Annotated in this window: 17 protein-coding genes; 11 read left to right on the forward strand and 6 right to left on the reverse strand. The window is 44.4% G+C overall.

Annotation, left to right across the window (positions count from 1 at the left end; genetic code table 11):
- Positions 1-314: 314 nt before the first annotated feature.
- Entirely contained in the window at positions 315-1,247 is a 933-nt protein-coding gene (locus tag HGH47_RS09345; RefSeq protein WP_253676201.1) for a 2-dehydropantoate 2-reductase, read from the reverse strand.
- A gap of 239 nt (positions 1,248-1,486) precedes the next feature.
- The gene (locus HGH47_RS09350; protein ID WP_212566007.1) at positions 1,487-1,978 is read right to left on the reverse strand and encodes a prolyl-tRNA synthetase associated domain-containing protein; all 492 of its coding nucleotides are present in this window, start codon (positions 1,976-1,978) and stop codon (positions 1,487-1,489) included.
- 426 nt (positions 1,979-2,404) lie between these two features.
- Here HGH47_RS09350 and HGH47_RS09355 point away from each other — a divergent pair, with 426 nt between their 5' ends.
- Positions 2,405-3,346 (forward strand): hypothetical protein, encoded by a 942-nt coding sequence (locus HGH47_RS09355; RefSeq protein WP_432911984.1) that lies wholly within the window; start codon positions 2,405-2,407, stop codon positions 3,344-3,346.
- 52 nt (positions 3,347-3,398) lie between these two features.
- Here HGH47_RS09355 and HGH47_RS09360 read toward each other — a convergent pair whose 3' ends face one another.
- From HGH47_RS09360 to HGH47_RS09370, 3 genes are all read right to left on the reverse strand, one after another.
- On the reverse strand, positions 3,399-4,034 hold the full coding sequence (locus HGH47_RS09360) for a HEAT repeat domain-containing protein (RefSeq protein ID WP_212566009.1): 636 nt from the start codon (positions 4,032-4,034) through the stop codon (positions 3,399-3,401).
- A gap of 116 nt (positions 4,035-4,150) precedes the next feature.
- A complete protein-coding gene (locus tag HGH47_RS09365; RefSeq protein WP_212566010.1) occupies positions 4,151-4,588 on the reverse strand; it encodes a GrdX family protein in 438 nt (145 codons plus the stop codon).
- A gap of 13 nt (positions 4,589-4,601) precedes the next feature.
- Positions 4,602-6,986, reverse strand: a complete 2,385-nt coding sequence (locus HGH47_RS09370) for an asparaginase domain-containing protein (RefSeq protein ID WP_230974565.1) — start codon at positions 6,984-6,986, stop codon at positions 4,602-4,604.
- Between the two features lie 259 nt (positions 6,987-7,245).
- Here HGH47_RS09370 and HGH47_RS09375 point away from each other — a divergent pair, with 259 nt between their 5' ends.
- From HGH47_RS09375 to HGH47_RS09420, 10 genes are all read left to right on the forward strand, one after another.
- On the forward strand, positions 7,246-8,676 hold the full coding sequence (locus HGH47_RS09375) for an MGH1-like glycoside hydrolase domain-containing protein (RefSeq protein WP_212566012.1): 1,431 nt from the start codon (positions 7,246-7,248) through the stop codon (positions 8,674-8,676).
- A 36-nt stretch (positions 8,677-8,712) separates the two neighbouring features.
- Positions 8,713-10,887 carry a polyphosphate kinase 1 gene (gene ppk1 / locus HGH47_RS09380; RefSeq protein WP_432911991.1) on the forward strand — a complete coding sequence of 725 codons (2,175 nt, stop codon included), beginning with the start codon at positions 8,713-8,715 and terminating at the stop codon, positions 10,885-10,887.
- A 356-nt stretch (positions 10,888-11,243) separates the two neighbouring features.
- Entirely contained in the window at positions 11,244-11,708 is a 465-nt protein-coding gene (locus tag HGH47_RS09385; protein ID WP_212566013.1) for a hypothetical protein, read from the forward strand.
- Positions 11,709-11,783: 75 nt separating this feature from the next.
- A complete protein-coding gene (locus HGH47_RS09390) occupies positions 11,784-12,164 on the forward strand; it encodes a type II toxin-antitoxin system RelE/ParE family toxin (RefSeq protein WP_206182355.1) in 381 nt (126 codons plus the stop codon).
- Entirely contained in the window at positions 12,133-12,438 is a 306-nt protein-coding gene (locus tag HGH47_RS09395) for a helix-turn-helix domain-containing protein (RefSeq protein WP_206182354.1), read from the forward strand. The genes HGH47_RS09390 and HGH47_RS09395 overlap by 32 nt, the downstream gene beginning before the upstream one ends.
- Before the next feature lie 118 nt (positions 12,439-12,556).
- Positions 12,557-12,859, forward strand: coding sequence for a hypothetical protein (locus HGH47_RS09400; RefSeq protein WP_212566014.1), 303 nt, complete (start codon positions 12,557-12,559; stop codon positions 12,857-12,859).
- A 79-nt stretch (positions 12,860-12,938) separates the two neighbouring features.
- On the forward strand, positions 12,939-13,328 hold the full coding sequence (locus HGH47_RS09405) for a toxin-antitoxin system HicB family antitoxin (RefSeq protein WP_212566015.1): 390 nt from the start codon (positions 12,939-12,941) through the stop codon (positions 13,326-13,328).
- A gap of 332 nt (positions 13,329-13,660) precedes the next feature.
- Positions 13,661-13,900, forward strand: a complete 240-nt coding sequence (locus HGH47_RS09410; protein WP_212566016.1) for a type II toxin-antitoxin system Phd/YefM family antitoxin — start codon at positions 13,661-13,663, stop codon at positions 13,898-13,900.
- Complete coding sequence (locus HGH47_RS09415) at positions 13,897-14,292, forward strand: type II toxin-antitoxin system VapC family toxin (protein ID WP_212566017.1); 396 nt, start codon at positions 13,897-13,899, stop codon at positions 14,290-14,292. Before HGH47_RS09410 ends, HGH47_RS09415 begins: the two co-directional genes overlap by 4 nt.
- Before the next feature lie 277 nt (positions 14,293-14,569).
- Positions 14,570-15,733, forward strand: coding sequence for a M20 family metallopeptidase (locus HGH47_RS09420; RefSeq protein WP_432911999.1), 1,164 nt, complete (start codon positions 14,570-14,572; stop codon positions 15,731-15,733).
- Positions 15,734-15,873: 140 nt separating this feature from the next.
- On the opposite strand, the gene HGH47_RS09425 is transcribed toward HGH47_RS09420, so the two are convergent.
- The gene (locus tag HGH47_RS09425) at positions 15,874-17,841 is read right to left on the reverse strand and encodes a DEAD/DEAH box helicase (protein ID WP_432912002.1); all 1,968 of its coding nucleotides are present in this window, start codon (positions 17,839-17,841) and stop codon (positions 15,874-15,876) included.
- Between the last annotated feature and the right edge of the window lie 52 nt (positions 17,842-17,893).

The raw sequence follows: 17,893 nt of genomic DNA on the forward strand, positions 1-17,893 counted from the left end.
TATTATATTAAATCTAACGGAAACCGTAGCAGCTTCCGTTAATTGTCGATATCCATAACGGATATTCTAAACTATCTGACTCTACTATATTATGAGTATAAGGGATAAAAATGGAAAAATCAACAATAAAAAAAGAAAATGAGGATACCAAAAAAATAGTTTGATTTTACGGGAATGTAATGCCGGATACAGACCGCACCCGTGATTTGCTCGGCGTAGCTGCTCTGATAGGTGAAGGCAACCTCTCATGTCTGTCTAAAAAGAGGTTTTGGTAATGCGGTAACCACACGGCTCAGCCGCAGCGTCGCCCACTTTTATAGACCGAATAATTTCTCTTTGCCGTGTATAAAGGTAGTAATCAGATCGCAATACGGTGTAGGAATGTGCAGCTCCTTGCCCTTGCGGGAAATATAGCCATTTAAGAAATCAATTTCGGTTAAACGGTGGTTTTTGATTAAATCTTGGTGCATTGAAGGATAGTGCTTTGCGCCGACAAAATCCGGTTGTGTAAATCCATACACATAATCGGTTACGGAATCAACATCCAGCGTAACACCCTGCGTTTTTGCGATAGCGGCAAACTCGGAGATAATACAACGCATCATATCTTTACAGCCTGCAATGCTGCCAAGCTCCAGCATATTGCATTCCATAATTGTGCAGGTACTGTTCATTGCGCCATTAAGCGCGGCTTTCCGCCAAATAGACCACAGGATATTATCGGAATATACTGCAGGCATGGTCGCTTTATTGAGTGCTTCTACAATCATCTCTGCACCGGCTTTCCCTTCCGGTACAATATTCTGAATTTCTGTTTTACCATGACTCGACAGTACCGCACTTCCCGGTCCCTTCATTCCGGCAGTTACCACCGTTACGCCCATAAAGATATTCTTAGGCGCGATAAACTTTTTCAGGGTTTCCGTATGCCCCAGTCCATTCAAAAGACAGAGTATTTTGGTATCATCCCGCAACACATGCTTAATACTGCTCAGCATCGTTTCCAGCTGCATTGATTTTGTAAACACAATGACAAAATCCGCAGTCCCTTTGAACTCTTCCGGTTTATAAATATCGATTTTTGTCGATAATTCCGCAGTACCGTCCTGCAAGTGCAACCCATTTTTCCGGATTGCATCGATATTATCCTGCCAACCGTCCAGCAGTGTTACATCATTACCGCTTTTTTGCAGCATAAATCCAAAGCTACAGCCCATTGCACCTGAACCGGCAATAACAACCTTCATATAACCACCTCTATTAGGGAAACACTAGGGCTGTCCAAAAACTGAAAGCCTATCGGCTTTTTCTGTATCAGCTTTGCTGATGAGGGATGGCGAAAAAGCAACCAACTTTTGAGACATCCCCAGTGTTAACATTAAAATTTCTTGTTTCGTAATAAGTCTCTCTATTTTATAGGTATAGGCAATTACAGACTTATGGAAAACGAAGTCAAGTTTATAAAGCAAACTTAAACGTCTATGTTTTACACATTGATGATAAAATACTCATGTCCGGTGTTTTTGATAAAACGCTGCAAGTCGCCGGAATCGATAAAAACCGTTGCAGTATTTTCATTCGGATGAAAGGTTAGAATGCGGTATTCGTCAAGCATCGCTTTATCAAAGTATACGGTTACGTCATGCGCTGTGTTGTTTAATAGACCGAACGGCGACACCACTCCAGCTGCAAGGCCGAGTTTTTCTGCTAATAATTCTGCTGACGCAAACTTAAATTCTTTTTCTTCAAGCATTTCCGCGCACTTTTTCATATCGAGCCGTTTCACTTCATCCATAATGAGTAGAATGCACCGTTTTTTATTTCTGTTTCGCAGAAAGAGCGTTTTTGTTCGGCACCCTTCTTTGCCTTCGATGTATTTGTCGGCTTCTTCGGTAGTTAAAGCCGGTGGGTGTTCAATTACTTCATAGCTGATACCCATATCCTGTAATGCTTTGTAAACATTTTCAGCTGGTGTCATAAAAATCTCCTTGTACCTTATGAGATTCTTTAAATACTATAACATAAATAAAAGAAAAGACAACACATCCTGTGCGAAATTTTATTCGTGCGGTTTAATACCCCGACGTTTGCGTCGGGGGTGTTGATTTAAAATTTCGCACATTTTTCCGGCAAATGGGTAAACGTATCAGGCAGAGTAGATAAAAATCGCGGAAAAATTGAGACTGTGAGACCATTTGAACCGCAAAGAGGTTCAACTCTGGTCGAATAGTCTCAATTTTTCCGCGGGGATGTTAAAAACGGCCTGATGCGTTTACCCTGTAATTGCGCTGTCGAGGTCTTGCATAAAAAGCTGCATCCGTGTAGGCTTGATAGTGTGCCGTTTTTATGAACAATATTTTTATGTTATGCTGTCTTGAAAAAACGAGTACGCTAAGGAGTGTTTATGAAGAAACTAGTTGCATCGATGATTGGTGCCTTACTGATTCTTGGTACTCTTTCCGCGCAGGAAGAAGGAGCAGAGGAAAAGTCAAAGGTAAAATATTCGACAAATATCAATCTCGCTGTTACCTATCCTTGGGCAGGCAAGCTGAGTGTAACGGAAGTTATTAAAGTTCCGGTTTTGAACTTTAATAATCCGTTTATGCGCGGTAATAATATTAAATTTAAGCTGGGGGCTGAACTTACACCGGTTACTGTGGAAGGAAAGTTTGATATCGTGTGGACTCCGATCGCTTTTTTGGAAGTATACGGAGGTGCAAGTATTGGCTCTGGCTGGACGCTTGCAGGGTGGCACGGTCTTGCGTTAAATCAGAATGTTTCCGGCACAACGCAGAAAGTTCCTATTAACTTTAAAAACGCATTTTACACTGCGAATTTCGGCGCCGCTTTACAATTTGATTTGGGAGCGCTTATCCCAACCGATTGGACTCATATAATCGCAAGGATTGATCAGTACTTTTTATACCGAGGTGTAACAGGGCTTAGCGCGCTTGATTCGTGGGTGTTTCAGAATGATGACGGCGAAAATAGAAACGGCTTTACCTATTGCGCTTCATACGTGCTCGGTTACCAAATGCCGCTGCCGATGAATATGATTGCCTTTAGAGTGGAAACTGAAAAGACCTTTTTTAAAGTCCCCTCTGGCGCCGATAAACGTAATTGGGGCGAAGATCGTTATAATGTCGTGTTTGGACCAATCCTCAGCTTTAAACCTGTCGATCAACTGACAATCCTACTTATTGCACAATGGAAGACCGCTCATAATTATACAGCTGAGGATTTGAAAAAATTTTATCAAACCCGTACAATCGATAAAACTAAGCGGGATACAGTAGTCTTTAAGCGGGTAGGGATAATCTTTGATGTGAATCTCCCCAACAACTAATGGGTATCTCTAAAAACTTGGTTAGATTTTTAGCGATGCCTTGATAAATGGCTTACACCGTCGGGGGTCTGCGCAAGAATGTTTCGATTGTGCGTATGGCTTCGACGGCACGAGCTTGCGTTGTCGGGGAAGGGTCGCGTAGTTTTTCCTTTAACAACACCAATGAGCGTTCAACCATTTCCGGTTCGTATTTCCCGATGATGCGGAATATATCCGGCGCGTGCTCACGTACACCTTCCTTGTCGGGATCGTCCAGCATACGTTCAAATAAGCCGATGTACGGTTTAAAGACGGACGCTTTGGCGTTGGCAATACTTTGACAGGCTTCCAGCATTGCCGCCCGTACTTTGGGTACGGAATCGCAATGTAATTGAATAATTTTATCCAGCCGATTTTTTACCGTGTTGATATCCGCCCTGCCTATGCGACCAAGCGCTAAAACGGCTTGTTCCCGAATTTCCCAGTTACTGTCCTTTAATGCAGCAAAGGCTCCATCTATGAGGTGCATAACTTTTTCCGGTCTGTTATTTCCGATGTGACCGATAGCGGTATATGCCTGCGCAATTACTTTCTCGTTGTTGCTTTTAACGCTTTGAGTAACAAATGCAATATCATCACCGGTTAACGTTGCAGGATTTGTTTGTGCCGTATAGGTAATACCTTGTAAGCGTTCAATAATTTTATTCATCTTTTCTTCCTCTGGGTACTGATACGTGTGTGATAAGATTTATCTGTTTATCATATTTACGTACAAGATACTATAGGGCATCTTCTAAAAACTCAGGTATAGCTTTTAAAGGCTTCCTATAGGGCGCTTCTAAATAAAGAAAGGTCTAGCGCTTGGAAGTCTTCCAGCACTTTTTCCGAATAACTCGGCGGATTAGTGCGTTTTACCCGCTCCATGGCTTGCTCCCATAACTGCAACGATCGGGTATCCAGCGCAGTTCCTTCCGCCAACACCATACTGCGGTACGGCTGCTTGTGCAGCTGAATGTTCCCATACATTGCATGGTTTTGCAGCTTCCAGTTCCGGTGGATATGGTCGCGCACCTGTGTGTACAGTTCGTCCCGCGACGCGCAGAATATCAGTTCAATATCCGCGGTTTCAAGGGTGTTATTTGAGGTATCCGTCTCGGCGCCGCTATTCGAGGTGTTTGCTTTTGTGCTGCTATTCCGTGTTTTACTTTGGCGTTCAATGTATTCGGCAGTTTTAGGGTTGTTGGTAATAATCAGTTGCTTCATGAGTCTTTCCTTTTTATTTTTCGTTTAAGAGCGCAGCTGTTTCCATAATACGATCAAGCTCCTCTTGGGTGTCGCATACGAGAGATGCTGCATAGTACAGTGCAATGGCTGTTTCGGTTGTGAGCATCCCCATCGGTACGGCGCCTTCTTTCCATAAGTCCCGCGCGCTGGCATAGTTGGAAAAGTCGATCGCTTCTTCCTGTTGAGAAGTACAGTAAAACCTGCAGTGCTGTTTTTTGCCGCGTTTCAAAAATTCTTTTAAAGAATATGAGCTGTCTTTCATATTGGCCGTACCGTTTTCGTACAGCTCTAAAAAGAACGTGCGTATATCTTTTTGTAATGAAATAAGCCGCTCGCTCCGAATGCCGGGATAGGTTTTTATCAAAAACATATTGTCGGCAGCTTCGCTCAAGAGGCTTTCAAAAACGAGGCTGTCGCTTTCTTCATAATCCGAAAGCAGTCCTTCACCCCGAAAGAGCGGCGTTTGCATATTCCAGTTTACAAAGCCGATATCGCCGGAATCGACAAACTTGAGATTGAGCGGCGAAAGCACCTTACCGTTAAAAGAAACATAGACGCCGTTTTCTTTTTCCCAAGCGAGCTTGATTGCCGCGTTAAAGTTTCGCCGCGCTTCCTCCGATTCCGAAGGGGCAGTGCCGGATGCAGTCAATACGATGGAGACCGGCGTGTCGGCAAAAAGCCAGTATATCAGCGGCGCGGTATAGACGAGCGTGTCGGTTCCGTGCGTTATCACGATACCGTTGGCTGTCCCCGAAGCGATTTTTTCACAGATTGTGTGGATAAGCCGTGCCCAATCCGCCGGCTCCAGCTCTTCGCTGAAAAGCCCGTCGGAAATGGTCGGCTCGATGCGGATATGCCGCTTTGCAATAGTGGTATCCAAAAGCTCGGACAGAATTTTGGTACTTCCCGCTTTCACCTGTCCGTTTTGTATGGTAGCCGAAATTGCGCCACCCATCGAAAGCACATAGATAATGCGGATATTCAATTCTTCCTTAATAAGCTGCTTTACCAACTGCTGGTCGGCAAATCCTTTTGTCCGCTTCATCACCTGCCCGCACAGGATTTCGAGGTATTTCATCGAACCGGTTTTGAGCAGTTCCGCTTCTTTCGGATGTTTGCTAAGCATCTCTTGCACGAGAGTCCTCAGCGTTGTTTCGTCTGATATCTTTATCCATTCATCTTGAGCAAGCAGGGCTGCGGGGTCAGCGCCGTCGATAATAATCTTTTGCAGCAGGGTGCGGGCAATCGGATGGTTAATTGTTCCCTCCTGCGCAAGCCGCAAAATACGGGCAAAGTATTCAGGCTGCAAAACAAAGGCGTCGATTGTTTTACCGGCGCGCTTCAGCAGCGGGAGAATATCTTCCAGAATCCCGTTTGCGGCGATTTTCGGCTCAATTCCGAATTGCAGCACCGCTTCAAAAAAATCCGCAAGCCGCGCCTCGGTACACAGCGCCCGTGCAATTGGAATGGATAGACCGAAGGATTGAATATAGCGCAGCTTTCGCGATTGCTGATTTTCCGGAGCAGTCTGCAATACCTCTTGCAGCAGCGTATCCGGCGCGGTGTAAAAAGCCTGCTCTTCTACCGGTTTTGTTTTAACATAATCGATAAAATCCCGTGTTTTATACGGTTCGGTACGCTCCATGCGGGCATTCCACAGTCGGCTTTCAGAAATCGGGTCATTCCCCTGTTTGAGCATATCTTCCTGCCGCCGTAAATCTTCGTTTACCGCCTTCCGTACAAAGTTAAAAGAGTTAAGGTTCCGCAGTTTTACATAGTGCTGCGGTGGATTGGGAAATTCGGTAGAAGCAACATAGGCATTGCAGCGGATTTTATGACTACTGTCGGAATCGGTGAGGAGTCCGATGTACCGCAGCCGGTTGTTCAGTTCGGTTAAAAACATCTCCGCTTCTTCGCCCAGTTCAAGATTATTACCGGTGCGTATCCTGATGCTCGGCATTCCCGCGGAGCTGTAATCCATAAAAGCCTTGCCGTCGGCGTGCATAAGGCGTCCCGCATCTTCTTCGATGCGTATTTCCAAAATATCAATCTGCTTTTTGTGTTTGTGAAATTCGATATCAAGCACGCCTTTTTCCGCAATTTTTACCGAAGCGCCGCAGAGCTGATATTCGGAAGGGAGCGTCGGCATACCCGAAGGATATTCATATTGGGCTTTTGGGATAAGCGTGCAGCCGAGACTTTGGGCAAGCCGGTACGCATCGCGGGCAATGCGTTCTTTTAAAAGCGGCGGATATCCCGGTGTGCGCGTACAAATAGGACAGCTGTCGGCAGAGGAGCCTGCTTTGCATGAGCAAAACGCTTTTTCATCCGATAATATTAAAATGCGGATTTCAAGAAAAACAAATGATTGGTACAAGCGTTCCTCCTGCAACACAGAAATGATATTAGCTCTAAAAAAATCGATAGGTTTTAGAGATTTTGATCAGAATATACAAAAAACTGAAAAAATTATACAACTATGCGAAAAAATATGATATACTATATACGCGAAAGATTCGCTCAATTATTTGCATGATTTTTCTCAGTGTTTAACGGGACGGCACTCTTTAAATGGTTACGGTTAAAACTGTGCAAAAATACTAGGAATAAAAGCGGTGGGTTGTTGAGGAGCAGTGGTGAACAAGCGCGATTTTCCAAAAGTTCATTTTTATGATCAGGATTTTGTTGATATTTATGATAGAACGTGGTCGTTTATTCAGGATTTTTTATTCAATATAAAGACCGAAAAAGGAACAACTGAAAGTTTCTTTCTGTATCCCGATAACAATGGATGGTTTTTAAATCAGTATGAAACCATCTTTTCATCGTTCTTTTTTGTCTATTCAAACCGAAACTATAGTGCGAATCAGGGATTGGATTTTTTCTATGCACATCAGGAAGAGTCGGGAGCGATTCGGTCTCGGTATAATGTCGAAACCGGTGAGCCGGTGTTTTCGAGCGATAATCCCGAAGGTGTCGGTATGCCGCTTTTTGCATGGGCGGAATACAATATGTTCCACAAGACGGCGAATAAAAAACGGGTGAAGGATGTCATGCCGGTACTCACCCGCTATATGAAGTGGCTGGATACTTCGTTTAAACAACCGAACGGATTATATACCGTCCCGCTCGCAGCCGTAGAGATGTACAATACGCCGCGCAAGAAAGCCGCATATCTGGTAGACTTTAACGCAGCGGTCGCGGTTAATGCGCTGTATATGTCGGTGCTGGGCGATATTCTTAACGACAAGGAATTGAGTTTTCAGTATAAGCGGGTTTATTTTACACTGAAAACCCGTATTAATAATTTAATGTGGAATGCCGAAACCGGTTTTTATCACGATATCGATGCGAATGAACAGCAGTTACCGCAAAAGACAATCGCCGGTTTTTGGCCGCTGCTTGCCGAAATCCCCAATGAGGATAAAGCCGAACAGCTTTCCGCGCACTTGCTGAATCCCGAAACCTTCGGCTCCGACCATCCCATTCCCAGTTTGTCGCTTGATGACGCTTCGTATAATGAGCGCGGTATGGGAGCCTTAGGCAGTGTATTCCCGCATTTGAACTTTATCGTCATTAAGGGCTTGGAAAAATATGAGCGGTGGGAACTTGCGCGAGAATGCGCTATCCGGCATATCTACTATGTGCTTGACGGCCTTGCTCCCGACGGCAACAGCAAAAAAGGCGCGTTGTGGGAAGCGTATTTGCCGCAAAAAGAAGGCCATGCGCAATGGCCTGACCATGAAAATTTCCCGCGCAAACAATATCTCTTTTCAGCAGCGCTCTCGACCATCACATTGATGATCGAAAATGTGATTGGGCTTTCCATCAGCTTCCCGCGGAAAACCGTCGATTGGATTATTCCGAATCTTGAGGTGATGGGCATCGAAAACTTGAGCCTGAAACGGAACCTTGTTACCATCCTGTCGTCAAAAACGCAGCGGGGCTGGGAAATCCACATGGAAAGCGAAAAGCTCTATTACTTTACCATCAATATCCTCGGACAAAAAAAGAAAACGCTGCCGATACCTTCCGGTAAGTGTTCGATGCTCATCGATAAACTGTAAGCGGAGCTGCCTGCAAGGTTTTGCGAGACCTTCACTATGATGGACTATCTTAACAGGGAACTTTCATGGATCGATTTTAACGAGCGGGTATTGGCGGAAGCGTGCTCTTCTACGGTACCGCTTTTGGAGCGGCTCAAGTTTATCGGTATCGTATCTTCAAATTTTGATGAGTTTTTTATGGTGCGGGTGGCCGGCTTGCAGGAGCTTTATAAAAGCGGGCATTCTCCTGCCGACGCTGACGATTGGCCGGTAGAAACGCTGTTAGAAGCCATCGTGCAAAAAACGCGCGTCTTGTTTGACATTCAAGAAGCAGTGTTAAATACCGAAATTTTACCCCAGCTAAAAGCGCATGGGTTTGCCTATTGCAAGCCGGAAGAATGTTCCGAATCGGAGCGGCATTTTTTGAAAGATTATTTTTACCGGCGCCTCTACCCGATTATTACCCCGCAAGTTTCCGAAAATGAACAGGCACTTGCAGACAGTGTTGCCAATGTGCGGCTGCATGTCGGGTTTTTGCTTTCGGATGATGCAGGCGGACAAGACCGGCTGGCAATTGTGCCGGTGTCGTCGGCTCCGCGCTTTGTCTTTTTGCAATCGGAAGCGGGACATGAACCGCCTAAGAATGAACGGGAATCACTATCAGACAACGAAGGTGCAGTATCGAAGGGTGAACATGAATCGCCGAAACGCGACATTAATTCACCGGTAGACGGCGAAATCAACACCCCTGCAAAAAAGGTTCGGTTCGTACTGATCGACGAGCTGATTCGATATTTCGGCGGTGCCTTTTTTCCCGACTGCCGGATTACCGGAACGGGAATCTTTAAGATTAACCGATCCGCCAGTATGACGGTTGACGATTCCTCCGATGACAGCTTTATCGAAGCGTTGGAAGAAGTTCTTATCAGGCGTCGGCACTCGTTTGTCGTGCGGATGACGAGTACCCATGAATCTCCCGCATTGGTGCGGCGGATGAGCGATTTATTTCAGCTGGGTGAAAAAGATATTTATTTAAGCGAGGCGCCCATTGGGCTTTCCTCTTTTGCAAAAATCACGGAGATAGACGGGTTTAAGCGGCTGAGGAATGAAAAATGGAAGCATTTTGCACACCCTGCCTTTCCCTCTGACGGCACGCTGTGGGATAGCATCAAAGCCCACGATATTCTACTGCACGTGCCGTATCAGTCATATAAACCGGTTATCAGGCTTTTGTCTGACGCCGCGAAAGACCCTGCCGTAACATCCATCCGTATGACCTTGTACCGTACCAGTAAAAGCTCGCCTGTTGTACGCGCGTTGGTAGAGGCTGCAAAGCGGGGAAAACAGGTTACGGTATTTGTGGAATTAAAAGCGCGCTTTGATGAGGAGCGGAATCTCGGCTGGGTAAAGCGGCTGCAAAAGCACGGTGTGCGGGTGGTGTACGATCTGCCGCATTTGAAGGTTCACGCAAAACTTTTGTTGATTATGCGGCGTGAGGCGCACGGTGAGCAGGGCTATCTGCACCTGTCGACCGGCAACTACAACGACACCACCGCACGGCTCTATGCGGATATATCATTGTTTACCGTCAATCCACGGATGATTGCCGATGCGCACATTATTTTTTCGCGTCTGTGCGGCAAATATACGCAAGAGGCTCCCCACGATATCATTACCGCGCCTGACGCACTCAAGCATACCCTGCTGGGATATATCGAGCGGGAAATCGACTTTGCGCGACAGCATAAACCAGCCCGCATTATCGCAAAGATGAACAGCCTTTCTCATCCTGAACTGATTGCCGCCATATACAAGGCTTCGCAGGCAGGTGTCCGTATCGATTTAAACGTGCGGGGTATCTGTATGCTTATTCCCGGGCAGCGTGGCATTAGTGACAATGTCCGTGTCGTCAGTATTATCGACCGCTATTTGGAGCATAGCCGGATATTCTATTTTGAAAACGGTGGTAATCCTGAATGGTACCTTTCCAGCGCGGACTGGATGCCCCGCAATCTTGAGCGGCGAGTAGAGCTGCTGTTTCCTGTTTTGGATAAGCAGAATCAGAAGCTTCTGGAATATTTTTTTAGCGTGTACTTTGCAGATAATGTAAAGGCGTTCAAAATGCTGCCGGACGGAAGCTGGCGTCGTCAAACTCCGCAAGAGGATCAGGCGCCGATTCGGGCGCAAGAAGCCTTGCATCGATTTTTTGAAAGTCAAACTGCCGATGAATAGCTTTAGAGAGCTTTTTGGTCACAGCGATGTTTCAACCACTATGGTTTACACCCACGTCCTCAACCGCGGTGGTTTCGGCGTTCAAAGCCCTATCGACCGAATGTGATTCGTCTTTATATCATTTAGTGAAGATAGGCCTAATCTGCCCGTTAGTGATGTGTTCCGGCTGATGTTATGGTAGAAAGATGATGATTTTCAAACAGGTAAGTTTAGATTGCGAATAGGGTTGTCCTATGATATTATGAGGAAAGGTCGAAAGGGTGTTAGGTTGATGCCGCACAGCGGCACTTATTGTTAATAAGGTAAATCTTCCAACATATTTTCGACTAAAGAAAATAAAATCGTAGGAGGATTTTATGAAACATTTATTAAAAAATGCTGCAATTTTTGTAGCGTTGGTATTAACGGTTGTATTCACCGGATGCAAAAATCCCAGTTCAAATGATGATGGGAACACAATAACTAAACTTGCTGCCCCGACAAATCTGGTTATCAATTCAATTACGGATAACACAATTAGTTGTGATGTTAATTTTTCATTTACATATAATGGAAAAACAGGCATAGATGGCGCATATCAAGCTGTTTTAGGGTATTCAACTACAAATGATTCTTCTAAAGCCGATTATAGTGATACAAATACTTCTGTTACTGTAGAAGCAGGGGAAAATACACGTACCGTAAATTATGTCTATAATATTGCACCTTATTTCAAGCCAACATCTGGGAAAAAGTACTATTTCTGGTTAAAAGTAACAAGTCCTGCATATAATGTTTCTGACAGTGCTTGGAGCAATGTTGCTGAATTTACCTATCCATAATAATTAAATAATCTGGCGGGTCAAGCCCGCCTTTTTCTTCTTGACAAATATTCACTTTAGTTCATATAATAAATTATGTGGAATGTAGATTCATCAGATGAATATGATGCTTGGTTTCTAACATTGGACGAAAAATGTAAGGAAGCCGTATTGCAAAGAGTTCTTTTACTACAACAATACGGGCCAAATCTTTCACGTCCGTATGCAGATGTCCTTCATGGTTCTAAGAAACTTAGTAACCTTAAAGAACTGAGAAACCAGACTCAGAAACATCTTTTGAGAGTTGCCTATTACTTTGATTCTGCTAGAAATGCATTTTTGCTTACTGGCGGAGACAAGAAAGGTAAAGACCGGGATAAGTTTTACAAAGATTTAATAGCCGAATCCGAAGTAATAGTTGAAAGACATGAGAAGGAGTTAGAAAATGAAAGACGCAATCAAAATGATGGAAAGTAATATGTCTCCAGAGGCTGTTCGTCGCACTCACATAAAAGCCGAGCAGGATATTATGACAATTCGTCTTGCACAGCTTCGCGAAGAACAGAATGTAAAACAGTCAGAAATGACTAATTTTACCCAGTCATCTGTTTCTAAAATTGAAAAAAGGAAAGATATAAAAATTTCAACTTTAATAGACTATCTCGACAGTCTCGGAATGGGACTTGAAATTATTACTTATCCAAAACTTGCTTTTTCTAAAAACCAGGAAAAAGTTCTTTTGAAAGTATAAGAAGACCTAACACCCGCTTCAACCTGACATTGCCTTTACGGCAATGCAGGTTAAGCGAATGTTATGTGGACTGCCCTTCGGGCAGCAGTTTAGGAGGAAAAATGTTTGATAGTGATATTTGCAAGAAAAAAGATGGTTCACCCTTAAAGACTATGAATCTGAATATGAAGCTCAAGAAGCTATTGAATATGTGAAAAGACAATATGGGAATGAACAAGTAAGTTATAAATGCTCACGATGTGGTTACTGGCACCTTTCACCAAAAGAGCGTCAGACACCAAATCATATAAGTTATTGCCTTGATTCTAACGGTAAAACAAAGCAAGGCTATCCAACTTATGAAGCGACTAAAAGGAGAGCGGAAATAATTTTTGATGAAAAAGGAATAGAACTTTTTGTTTATCATTGTGATCTGGAGTGATACAATAAAATTATTTATGTAAGAATGGTAAAAGAGGTTGTAGAATCAGAAGAGGCACACAAGGGAAAGGAGAACTGATATGAAAACAATTGATGAATATATGAAAATGCCATATAAACTGGAAATTATTCCGGATTCAGAAGAATCAGGTTTTGTAGCCTCATATCCAGACCTTCCGGGTTGTATAACTTGCGGTTCAACAATTTCTGATGCAGTTAATAATGCAGAAGATGCAAAAAAGGAGTGGTTCTTGGCTGCCATTGAAGAAAATATTGAAATTGCAGAACCAAAAAGTGCTGATTCTTATTCCGGTCAATTCAAACTACGTATTCCAAAATCTTTGCACAAGACTCTTGCCGAAGATTCTAAAAAGGAAGGAGTAAGTATGAACCAATATTGCGTATATCTTCTTGCAAAGAATTCAGAAAAAGAACATATATTATCGCAAGAACAAGCTGTATTCGTATAACACCGTTTTCAAAGCCGACAACGCAGACAAGCTGCGTTGCGGTTTAAAACGCAAGTTAGACGGATGCCTGCGGCACGAATAATAAACAAAATTTGATGATTGATTTTTGAAATAAAAGGGCAGTTATCCTTATTATTAAAATTTTTTAATACTGACAGGAAAATTTGATTATTTAAATCTCGAAATATAGATTTTTGCATAAAATTCAACAAAAATACTGTTATAAATCACGAAAGCAAAGCTTTTAAATGTTATATATTTTATTTATAATCCAGAAACCCTAACTAAGAACAACTTGACTATGTTGTACATATATATTATGATATACATATATGAAAACTTTATCGATAGCTAAAGTAAGAATGAATTTTTCCGCGCTTTTGAAAGAAGTAGAATCAGGTAATGAAATTGGTATTGCCTTTGGTCGAAAACAAGAAACGATAGCCGTGATTGTTCCAATTGACGAGTACAAAAGAATCAAAGCGAGAAAGCTTGGCACATTAGAAGGAAAAGTAAAGGTTGAATTCAGTGAGAACTGGACAATAACAGATGAAGAGTTTATTAATGTATGAAAATCCTATTAGATACGCACTATTTATTATGGGCATTTATTGATACAAGTAAAATATCTAAATCAGTTTATAATAAATTATTAGCAGACGAAAATGAAATTTTTTATAGTCAAGCTAGTTTATGGGAAATATCAATAAAATGTAATATGGGCAAATTATCCCTAAAAGGAATAACTCCTGAAGAATTCTATGAAGAAGTAGAAAATAGTTTTTTTAAATGTAGACCTTTTAAAAATGATGAATTAATTAGTTTTTATAAATTGCCGATAGAACACAAAGACCCATTTGATAGAATTATGATTTGGCAATCAATAAACTCTGATTACTATTTTTTATCTGTTGATACACAGGTTATAAAGTATAAAAAATATGGCTTAAAAATCTTATCCTAACACCCGCTTCAACGCTGACAAAAGCCTTTGTCATGGAAATTGCTTATGTCGCTGCGTCACTAAAGTGGCTGCGCTCTTTTATGCAATTTCCACGCCAAGCCCTATACGGGCACGGCAATGCAGTTTAAAACGATGTTATGTGGACGACTCTGCGAGACGCTTTGGGATAGGAGAGAGCTATGACGCGGGCAAGAAATAAAGATGATTTACTGAAATTCACTACGGAAAATTACTCAAAATTGAGTGGTAAGCTTTTAAAGGATAAAGGATAGTACCAATGCAAAACTATTTTGATTATATCGATGATGATGAACTCTGCGCATTTTTTGCAGGCGCTGTAAAAATTCCCAGTATTAATCCGCCGGGGAACGAAGCACCGATGGTGAAATATATAGAAGATTTTTTACAAGCGAATAAGATTGAATATGAGCGGATTCCGGTTGAAGGAAGCCGCTGTGATATTGTCGCTCGGGTGTGCGGGAAAACCCGTGAAAATAGCATCATCTTTACCGGACACATGGATGTCGTACCGGTTTCCGACGAAGAGCGGAAACGATGGAACTTTAACCCGTTCGGCGCCGAAACACGAGACGGTATTCTTTACGGCCGCGGCAGCAGCGATATGAAAAGCGGACTGACAGCTGCGCTTTATGCAATGTCTGTTTTACAGCGGCACGGTATTGTTCCGCCGACTGATATTATCTTTGCCGCGACAATCGATGAAGAAAACTACATGAAAGGCTCGAAGAAGCTTTTATACTCTCCGCTGTTTGACGGCGCCCGCTCGTTAGTGGTGTGCGAACCAACCGATTTAAAGCTGTGCATAAAAGGGAAAGGGAGAACATGGGCGGATGTCTGTGTACGGGGTAAAACAGCTCACGGTTCACAAGCAGGCGCCGGAGATAATGCGATTTACACAGCAATCAATTTAATAGAAAAGATTAAGCATACCGAGTTGTCGGACTATTCTTCGGCGGAAAACGGGGAGTCCTTTTGGCGGACACTGGCGATACAGGCGGGAGTAGAACCGCAGGTAGTCCCTGATACTTGCATATTTACCGTTGATGCGCGGCTTGCCGTCGGTCATCCCATCGATGCAGTATGGGCGCAGCTGGATAAACTGATTGCATCATTGCATCAAGAAGTTCCTACCGCTCAAGTGTCGTATACCGTTATCGATAGGCGCCCTTCGTGGGCAACGGCGGAAAGCGAACCGTTGGTACAGCGCTGCAAAACAGCGCTGGAAGCCGCCGGCTTACCGTATATCCCGGACATCTTTGCGGGTTCTACCGACGGTAGCATACTAGTAAAGCAGGGACTCGTTCCCGTTATCATCGGCCCAGGCGATCTTGCCGTCGTCCACCGCGAAAACGAGCATATTAAGCTTTCTCAACTTTATCGGGCGGCGAGGTTGTATCTTTCCATAATGCTTACCTTTTGAAAATATACGGCGTATCTACTTCGTCGCTCGTTCAGCGAAGTACATCCCTGTACTTTGCTGAACACAAGTTTGACCAGTGTCAAACTTGTTTCTGCTTAATACGCGCGGCATCCGTGCCGCTACTGAAAATCCTCAACGTATCATTTCCGCTTTTTATAGGCGGCGGCGGAGCCTGCGCTGACAGGATGTTTCTTTCTCGTGTCTTTGTCGCGGAAAAAGGCTTCGCGCCGGTTCCCTTCACGCAGTTTTCGTGAAGGGCTTTTTTTTGCATAACCGGCTGTGTGCGAACTCTTTTCGTTTACGGAATCCGATTTTGTGTCGATGTGGATGTGCGGCATATTTGCTTTTTTCTTTGAAAGCCTCAGTGCCTCGTGAGCAGCGTCGGCCGGTAAATCCGCAAGCGAAAAGCGGTCGAATAATTCGATGCGGTCAACTGCGTGTTCGGGGATGGAAAGCAGCGTGCTGAAAAACTGTGCAAGGCTCCGCTTGCTTGTCCCGTCCTTCCTGCCCAATCCGATATAGAGCCTGATGGTATTCCCGCCGGATGATTTTCCCCGCTTGTCTTCGGTGCGGGGGATTTTGATATTTCTGTAATGGGAAGCAGACAGCACCGAACCGTAGTGCAACTGCAACACGGCGGCAAGTACTTCGGCTCTGTCGATATTCCCTGCGGCGGGGGCAGCGGCAGCCTCATCACCGAAAGCAACGGCTTCGTCAACGTTTGCAGTATTTGCGGCCGCGTCTATGTTATCGGCGGCGTTTATGCTATCCGCAGGGCTGTCAATATTCTTGACGTTGCTTTCGGTATTCTCGGTGTAGGACGCAATGGCGTTTTCCTCAGTGGCGGCGAGGCTTGCTTTATTTCCGGCTAAGAGTTCCCGAGCGAGTTCGATAAAGGGCTTGTTGACCGTATGTTCGGCACGGACGGTGTCCAGCTGACGCCGCAACTCGGAAAAGAGCCGCTCCTGTTTTTGTGCGAGAACTTTCTCTATTGAAGGAATTTTTCCTTCCTGCAACTCGCCTCGTGCATGACGTCGCAAATAGTCAATCCTGCGCCGCTCATTCGGGCGGATAAAGCTTACCGCCGTCCCTTTCGCCCCCGCCCGTCCGGTTCTACCGATACGGTGCGTGTACGTGGGGCCGTCATACGGAATGGAATAGTTGACAACGTGCGTAATCCCCTCGATATCGATACCGCGGGCGGCGACATCGGTTGCAACGAGAATACGGGTTTTCCCCGCCCGAAACCGGCTCAAGATTTTTTCGCGCTGCCCCTGCGGGATGTCTCCATGTAGAGCGGCGGCTTCGTAATGCCGCTCATCAAGCTCTTTCGCAACCGCATCGGCGTCAACCTTAGTTTGGCAAAAGACCAGCCCGTAAAAGTTTTCGGCGGTGTCGATCAGGCGAACCAATGCCTCGGTTTTATCTTCTTCCCTCACCATCCAAAAAAACTGTTCGGTAAGCGGCAGCGGTTCTTCCGACGCCTCTTCTTCTACAATTTCATATTCGCCCATAAAGTCGGCAGCGATTTTCAAAATCTGCTTGGGCATCGTTGCCGAGAACATCAGCACCCGCGAATCGGGATTTGCCTTTTTGAATATCGTTTCGATATCTTCGATAAAGCCCATGTTCAGCATTTCATCAGCTTCATCTAAAATAAAATATTCGATACTGTCCAAATTCAGTGAGCCGCGCTCCAAATGATCGATAACACGGCCGGGGGTTCCGGCAACAATTTCGCATCCGCGCTTTAAGTTTCGTAATTGTTCGACAATCGACGCGCCGCCGTATACGGTGGTGATACGGGGATGGGGTCCTTCCTTAAACGATTCTATTTCCGAAGCGACTTGCAGCGCAAGTTCGCGAGTAGGTACCAGTACTAACGCACGCGGTTTTTCCCGCGGTTCCCTCAATTCCTGTACAAGCGGCAATCCGTAGGCGGCGGTTTTACCGGTACCCGTTCTCGCCTTTGCAATAACGTTCGCATCGCCGTTTAAGAGGCGCGGAATTGCCAACACTTGAATGGGAGTCGGCTCTTCAAATCCTTTTGCCGCTACCGCATTCAACACGGACTCATCGAGTCCCAAATCTCTAAAAGATATATCCATAATCGGTGCGAGTATATCAGATACGACGATAAGTTCATAGCCTACTTTACAA

Source organism: Treponema sp. OMZ 805, assembly GCF_050937395.1.
GTDB lineage: Bacteria > Spirochaetota > Spirochaetia > Treponematales > Treponemataceae > Treponema.

Excerpts from the sequence above, each read along its gene's own strand:
- HGH47_RS09415 (WP_212566017.1), top strand. The coding sequence starts at position 13,897 with ATGAAAATCCTATTAGATACGCACTATTTATTATGGGCATTTATTGAT.
- HGH47_RS09345 (WP_253676201.1), bottom strand. The coding sequence starts at position 1,247 with ATGAAGGTTGTTATTGCCGGTTCAGGTGCAATGGGCTGTAGCTTTGGA.
- HGH47_RS09390 (WP_206182355.1), top strand. The coding sequence starts at position 11,784 with ATGTGGAATGTAGATTCATCAGATGAATATGATGCTTGGTTTCTAACA.
- HGH47_RS09405 (WP_212566015.1), top strand. The coding sequence starts at position 12,939 with ATGAAAACAATTGATGAATATATGAAAATGCCATATAAACTGGAAATT.
- HGH47_RS09355 (WP_432911984.1), top strand. The coding sequence starts at position 2,405 with ATGAAGAAACTAGTTGCATCGATGATTGGTGCCTTACTGATTCTTGGT.
- HGH47_RS09425 (WP_432912002.1), bottom strand. The coding sequence starts at position 17,841 with ATGGATATATCTTTTAGAGATTTGGGACTCGATGAGTCCGTGTTGAAT.
- HGH47_RS09385 (WP_212566013.1), top strand. The coding sequence starts at position 11,244 with ATGAAACATTTATTAAAAAATGCTGCAATTTTTGTAGCGTTGGTATTA.
- HGH47_RS09420 (WP_432911999.1), top strand. The coding sequence starts at position 14,570 with ATGCAAAACTATTTTGATTATATCGATGATGATGAACTCTGCGCATTT.
- HGH47_RS09395 (WP_206182354.1), top strand. The coding sequence starts at position 12,133 with ATGAAAGACGCAATCAAAATGATGGAAAGTAATATGTCTCCAGAGGCT.
- HGH47_RS09410 (WP_212566016.1), top strand. The coding sequence starts at position 13,661 with ATGAAAACTTTATCGATAGCTAAAGTAAGAATGAATTTTTCCGCGCTT.
- HGH47_RS09350 (WP_212566007.1), bottom strand. The coding sequence starts at position 1,978 with ATGACACCAGCTGAAAATGTTTACAAAGCATTACAGGATATGGGTATC.
- ppk1 (WP_432911991.1), top strand. The coding sequence starts at position 8,713 with ATGATGGACTATCTTAACAGGGAACTTTCATGGATCGATTTTAACGAG.
- HGH47_RS09360 (WP_212566009.1), bottom strand. The coding sequence starts at position 4,034 with ATGAATAAAATTATTGAACGCTTACAAGGTATTACCTATACGGCACAA.
- HGH47_RS09365 (WP_212566010.1), bottom strand. The coding sequence starts at position 4,588 with ATGAAGCAACTGATTATTACCAACAACCCTAAAACTGCCGAATACATT.